Below are 2079 nucleotides of genomic sequence, written 5' to 3'. Positions count from 1 at the left end.
TTTTGATGTTCGATGCTGTGAGTGCCCACACAGATTGCTTGATTCAAATTGTTAAAGAGCGACGCAACAGTGTGTTGCTGCGGGAGTGGAATTCTACTCAACCGCCTTCTCGAGTCAAGCCTTATTTTCAAAGGCTTTTCGAGGTTACCGACTTGGCTTTCTGCGTTGCCGCTTGCCCTGTCGATGGAGGCGCATTATAGGGAACAGATTCTTTCTGGCAAGCAGATAATTGCAAAAAGATGGCTTTCGCTGTTTGTTCGCTCACAAAGCCACCAACTAGCATATTAAACCGGCGAAATCAGCTCACTGCAGGCACCGCAACAGCAAAATCGTGCAGATTGTCATAGAGAGCATCGGCCAGCGCACTACCCGTTTCGGTCACCGGCTTACCGGTTCTGACCATGATCTTGTGACCAACACCAGCATTGACGGCAGCTTTTAGATCGGAAGGCTTGTCACCCACCATATAGGAACGACTCATGTCGATCCCCAGTTCCTGTTGTGCCAACAGCAGCATGCCTGGCTCCGGTTTGCGGCAATCACAGGGGGCGCCGTGATCCGGGTGATGGGGGCAGAAGTAGATGCCATCAAGATCCACATCCCGATCAGCCAGTGACCAATCCATCCATTCAGTCAGATTCATGAAGTCATCTTCACTGAAGTAGCCGCGGGCGATTCCGGACTGGTTAGTGACGACGACCAGTAGATAGCCTTTCTTTTTGAGGAGCTGCAGAGCGTCTATGACTCCGGGCAGAAAATGGAAATCATCGACTTGGCTGACATAGCCAGTGTCTTCATTGATGACACCGTCACGATCCAGAAAAATGGCGGGGTTGCTCACGGAAACTACCTCTATCAATGGTTTTGCCCAGTATCTCACAGGCCATAAATAGCCCCAAAAATAAAAGGGGTGGCCGAAGCCACCCCTTTTCATGTTTGTATATAACGAATCGATTAGGCGATTACGCTAGCTACAACACCAGCACCTACGGTACGGCCACCTTCACGGATAGCGAAACGCAGGCCGTCGTCCATTGCGATCGGAGCAATCAGGGTAACAACCATTTTGATGTTGTCGCCCGGCATTACCATCTCTACGCCTTCCGGCAGTTCGATGGTACCGGTCACGTCGGTAGTACGGAAGTAGAACTGCGGACGGTAGCCTTTGAAGAACGGGGTATGACGACCGCCTTCTTCTTTGGACAGTACGTACACTTCAGATTCGAACTTGGTGTGCGGCTTGATAGAACCCGGCTTGGCCAGTACCTGACCACGCTCTACGTCTTCACGCTTAACACCACGCAGCAGCGCGCCGATGTTCTCGCCTGCACGACCTTCGTCCAGCAGCTTACGGAACATTTCAACACCGGTACAGGTGGTAGAAACGGTATCTTTGATACCAACGATTTCTACGGTCTCACCTACTTTAACGATACCGCGCTCTACACGACCGGTAACTACGGTACCACGGCCAGCGATAGAGAATACGTCTTCGATAGGCATCAGGAACGGCTGGTCAATCGCGCGCTCCGGCTCCGGGATGTAGGTATCCAGGTGGCCAGCCAGCTCGATGATCTTCTCTTCCCACTGAGCGTCGCCTTCCAGCGCTTTCAGTGCGGAACCACGAACTACCGGCAGGTCATCACCCGGGAAGTCGTACTCGGTCAGCAGTTCACGAACTTCCATCTCAACCAGTTCGAGCAGCTCTTCGTCATCAACCATGTCACACTTGTTCATGAACACGATCATGTACGGGATACCAACCTGACGACCCAGCAGGATGTGCTCACGAGTCTGCGGCATCGGGCCGTCAGTCGCTGCTACTACCAGGATCGCGCCGTCCATCTGGGCAGCACCGGTGATCATGTTTTTAACGTAGTCGGCGTGACCCGGGCAATCTACGTGGGCGTAGTGACGGGTAGCGGTGTCGTATTCTACGTGGGAGGTATTGATGGTGATACCACGCTCACGCTCTTCCGGTGCCTTGTCGATCTGGTCGAAGGCGAAAGCTTTACCACCGAAGTGCTTGGCCAGCACGTTGGTGATAGCTGCAGTCAGGGTGGTTTTACCGTGGTCAAC

3 protein-coding genes are annotated in these 2079 nt (G+C 53.0%); 1 reads left to right on the top strand and 2 read right to left on the bottom strand.

Going from position 1 to position 2079, the window contains the following annotated elements; genetic code table 11:
- Positions 1 to 200: hypothetical protein (locus AB5Y67_RS21195; protein ID WP_219925384.1), on the top strand; the 200-nt coding region annotated here is incomplete at its 5' end.
- A 98-nt stretch (positions 201 to 298) separates the two neighbouring features.
- Here the strand turns inward: AB5Y67_RS21195 and gmhB are convergent.
- Positions 299 to 841: a D-glycero-beta-D-manno-heptose 1,7-bisphosphate 7-phosphatase gene (gene gmhB / locus AB5Y67_RS21190; RefSeq protein ID WP_005356377.1), complete on the bottom strand. Its 543-nt coding sequence runs from the start codon at positions 839 to 841 to the stop codon at positions 299 to 301.
- 113 nt (positions 842 to 954) lie between these two features.
- Positions 955 to 2079: elongation factor Tu (gene tuf / locus AB5Y67_RS21185; RefSeq protein WP_368208073.1), on the bottom strand; the 1125-nt coding region annotated here is incomplete at its 5' end.

The organism is Aeromonas sp. s12 (genome assembly GCF_040907925.1).
Classification (GTDB): domain Bacteria; phylum Pseudomonadota; class Gammaproteobacteria; order Enterobacterales; family Aeromonadaceae; genus Aeromonas; species Aeromonas veronii.
Note: the sequence above shows the minus strand (reverse complement) of the source record. Positions and strands in the feature narration are given on the sequence as shown.